The sequence below is a fragment of the Inquilinus sp. OTU3971 genome (genome assembly GCF_038440215.1).
Genome location: NZ_JASATH010000342.1, coordinates 1 through 4,335, shown reverse-complemented (window position 1 = coordinate 4,335; position 4,335 = coordinate 1). Strand labels below are relative to the sequence as shown.

The window sequence follows — 4,335 nt, the reverse complement described above, 5'->3', positions numbered from 1 at the left end:
GGCGGCGACCGGCTTGGTCCCGACGATGCCGACGATGCCGCACATCAGCTCTTCTCCTGCTCTTGGCAGGCTTTCTCCGCCTGCTTCCGCCTACGACCTCCGGCAACGGCGTCTGTCAGCTGCGCCGATCGGGATCGGCATTCGCTCAGCCAGGGCTTCGCTTCGGCGATGATTGCCCCCATCTGGCTACGACTCCCTTGCGGTCGACTGCCGCGTATCAGCGGCGGTGAGAAGGCAGCCGAAAGGCCGATGGACAGGCCAAAGCTGGGCCAGTGATGAGCATGCCGCCACGGCAACTTCCGGAGATCTTCAAATCTCATCCACAATTCATATGCTTCATCCGCCAGATCTAGAGTTGCCTGTATATATAGGTGCTATTTCGTATATGAAAAGACATGGCGCCCAGGTCAGAGTCCTGCCTGCACTGTTGCGTGTAGTTGTATATCGAGCGTTCTGCATCCAAAAGCTGGTCTTTCGCGGTATGGGATCGCCGGGGTGAGCTTGTGGTTGAAGCTTGCCTGCCCATGTCCTTTCCGTCCACAGCGGGCGCGAGCACGCTCCCGATGGAGCGCAACGACGCGGAGCAGGCGCGGGCACCGGTATCGTCGACTCGGGGGGCTACCATTGGACGAGATGCCCTGTCCGACAGGGGCGGCGAGCGCTCACATGTTACAACCGAGGGCTGTTTCACGGTAAATCTCATGCAACAAAAGATGTAATGCGTCACTCAAATTGATATTCTGAAAATCAAATTTCGATCTTCTGCATAATTATTGACGAGAAAATACTGTAAGCTTCAATTAGAGGTGGCGAAGATAATGGGGCGCGTCGGCAATTTTCGATTGATGAATCCTCTGGAGCCTCGGACTCGGAACGTCACGATTGGTGGAAGTCGCACCAGCATCCGGCTCGAGCAGCAATTCTGGATCGGGCTCGAAGAGATCGTGACGCGGGAGGGAATTCCCGTGAACACTCTCGTGACCAGGATACGCGCCTCGCAACGAGATGACGGCAGCCTGTCCAGCGCGGTTCGGGTGTTCGTCCAGGCCTACTTCTTTGCGTTGGCTCATAATCGCCGCCCGGTGGTTCCGAAAGGCTTTTTCTAGGGACGCCCAGGAGTGGATGGCCCGCGAGGCATCGCCCCGTGCCGATTCCCATGCCGGACCATGGTTGCCGGCCGCATTGGCGAGAGCGGATATCCTCCGGCGGGATGGCCGGGCTCACCCAATCGCCCAATTGCGTGACCGCAGCGCAGGGCGGAGACTTGAGCATCATGGCCGATCCCGTCTGCCGCCACGGATTGTTCCGGATTGCCCAGAGGCCGATGCGCACCCTGGGTCGCTGCCTCCGGGGGGCCGCAATTCTGGGCGTCGCCGCAAGTCTCTCCGATGGGGCGCATGCCCAGCTCCAACAGTTCGAGGTCGACCCGCCGCTGCAGCGGCCAGCCGGCAGGCCGGGGACGCCGACACCAACCTATCCGCTGGTCAAGCCAGGACTGCCGCTGCCGGGATCGGGCATGGGGCGGACGTTGCAGGCGCCACAGCTTCCACTGGTCGAGCAACTTGCACCCGTCAACGTCCGCGTGCGGCAGAGCAAGACGCACCCGAACGGCGTGACCATCCTGGTCGATACCGTGAGCTTCCTGCCCTCCAGCATCGTCGTCGATGTCGAGATCTTCAACCCGGGGATCGGCCGGCGGCGGCTCAACCCGTCCGGCAGCCTGCTGCTGACCGACGATCGCGGCCGGAGCTACCCCTTCCTTCCCCCGCCGGACAATCCGGAGATGCAGATCGCGCCGCGGTCGCATGTCTTCGGCCGGCTGATCTTCCTCGGCGTGGTCGACTGGCAGGCGCGGGCGTTGCGCCTGTCGATCAACCATCCGCTCGGAAGCCCGACGGACCACATGACCGTGACGCCCCTGTTCCAGTTCAGCCTGCCGGCGGAGCCGCGGTCCTAGTTGTCTGGTCCAGGCATTCGGTGGAGCGGATCGCGAGTGAACCGATCGTGACCGGCCGATGCCATGGCGCCGCGGCAGCGATGTGTCGTACTTCCGGCTACCGGCGGCTTCTCCCTTCATCCAGGGAAGCCGGTCATTTGCACAGTTCGGAGCGTGGTTGAGCCTCGGCCGGCTTGTCGTCGGGATATCCGAACGTGAGGAGTCCAGGGATCTCCGTATGGGAATTATTCATTCCAGCCATGCCCAATGGGGGCCCGGGCGACGGAGGTGGTAGCCGAATACGCCCTAGGGCGTAATTGACCCTGAATAGAACCATATGTGAAATCTCGATCACGCCATACTAAACGAGTATTCCGAGCGTCCGGAATTGCTGGAGAAAAAGCGATAGAAACGGACTCCGTCTCATAGATCAAACTTCCGATACCCGCGACATTGCCGGCCGTGACCGGACGCCACGGTCGGAGCTTCACCCCACCTCTCTCGCTGAATGGTCCCTGTCCGCGGCAAGCACCTGCCGCATAATCATACAATTTTCCTAAAATTACCCAATAATTCGAAGAATCGACCCCCCATGGCGACGATCTTTGGCACCTCTGGGAACGAGACGATCAGCGGAACCAGCAATTCCGACACCATCTATGGTGGGTCGACGACCTCCCCGAACGGGACCGGCAACGACACGGTCAATGCCGGCAACGGCAGCGACACCGTCTATGGCGGAGACGGCGCCGACAATCTCAATGGCGACCAGAGCAACGATACGCTGATCGGCGGCTCGGGCAACGACACGCTGGACGGTGGCAGCAGCACCGACACGGCCGATTATGGCCAGGACGGCGGCACCGGCGCCGTCACGGTCAACCTCGCCACCGGCAGCGCGACCGACAGCTTCGGCAACACCGATACCCTCATCAGCATCGAGAACATCATCGGCACCGCGCTGAGCGACACCATCGTGTCGAGCGTCTCGGACTTCACGAACAACGTCTTCGACGGTGGTAACGGCACCGACACCGTCAACTATTCGGCGTCGACCAGCGCGCTGACCGTCAATCTGAGCAGCGGATCGGCCTCAGGTACCGGCATCGGCACCGATACCCTGACCTCGATCGAGATCATCAGGACCGGCAGCGGCAACGATATCCTCACTGCCGCAGCCGCTGGCAGCACGCTCATCGCCGGGGCGGGAACCGACCAGCTCAATGGCGGGGCGGGCAATGATACGCTGGTCGGCGGTGCCGGCAACGACACGCTGACAGGGAATGGCGGAACCGACACGGCCGATTACGGCCAGGACGGCGGCAGCGGCGCGGTCACGGTCAATCTCGCATCCGGCAGCGCCACCGACAGCTTCGGCAACACCGACACGCTTTCCAGCATCGAGAACATCGTCGGCACCGGGCTGAACGACACCATCGTCGCCGACATCACCAACGGCACCAGCAACAGCTTCAGCGGCGGGGCCGGGACCGACACCGTCGACTATTCGGCCACCACCAACGGCCTGGCGGTCAATCTCTCCGCCGGAACCGTGACAGGGACGGGGATCGGCACCGACAGCCTGGTCGCGATCGAGGTGATCAAGACCGGCAGCGGCAACGACACCTTCACGGCCGGCGCCGGAGGCCTCGGCGGCGTGACCACCCTCAACGGCGGCGGCGGCACGGATACCCTCACCACCAGCGACGCCGTGCTCGACCTGACCGGCAAGACGCTGACCGGGATCGAGCAGATCACCACCAGCCGGGCCGCGGGAACGGCCTTCACCACCGACGCGGTCGCCACCGCCCTGCTGATCCAGGGGGCGGGAACCAGCGACAGCGTGACGCTCGTCGGCGCGGCCTTCAGCGCGGCCCAGCGCACGCAGCTGTTCGCCCAGGGCGTCGAGACCATCACCGACACCTCCGGCACCTATACCCCGAACACGGGGCCGACGGCCGTCGCCGACACTGGCTCGGCGCAGGAGGATGGCGGCCCGGTGTTCCTGACGGCGGCGAGCCTCCTGGCCAACGACACCGATCCCGACGCCGGCGACACCAAGACCCTGGTCTCGGTGAACGGCACGGGCGCGCTGGGCTCGGTCAGCATCAATGGCGACGGCAACGTGGTCTACGACCCGGGCTCGGCCTTCCAGAATCTGGCCGCCGACGCCACGGCGACCGATACCTTCACCTATACGATGCAGGACAGCGCGGGGGCGCAGAGCACCGCGACGGTGACGATGACAATCACCGGCGTGAATGACGGCCCGGCCGCCGGCGCGGTCGCGGACCAGAGCGCGGCGGAGGACACCCCGCTGACCGTATCCAAGGCGGTGATCCTGGCCGCCGCCTCCGATATCGACGGCGACACGCTGTCGATCACCGGTGGCTCGGCCT

4 protein-coding genes are annotated in these 4,335 nt (G+C 63.7%); all 4 read left to right on the top strand.

Annotated elements, in window-relative coordinates; translation table 11 throughout:
- The coding region (locus AAHM41_RS39230) for a hypothetical protein (protein WP_342242068.1) at positions 1–276 on the top strand (276 nt) is incomplete at its 5' end.
- 542 nt (positions 277–818) lie between these two features.
- Complete coding sequence (locus AAHM41_RS39225; RefSeq protein ID WP_342242067.1) at positions 819–1,106, top strand: ribbon-helix-helix domain-containing protein; 288 nt, start codon at positions 819–821, stop codon at positions 1,104–1,106.
- A gap of 218 nt (positions 1,107–1,324) precedes the next feature.
- Positions 1,325–1,957: a hypothetical protein gene (locus tag AAHM41_RS39220; RefSeq protein ID WP_342242066.1), complete on the top strand. Its 633-nt coding sequence runs from the start codon at positions 1,325–1,327 to the stop codon at positions 1,955–1,957.
- A gap of 571 nt (positions 1,958–2,528) precedes the next feature.
- Positions 2,529–4,335 (top strand): beta strand repeat-containing protein (locus AAHM41_RS39215; RefSeq protein ID WP_342242065.1); only part of this gene is annotated, 1,807 nt, incomplete at its 3' end.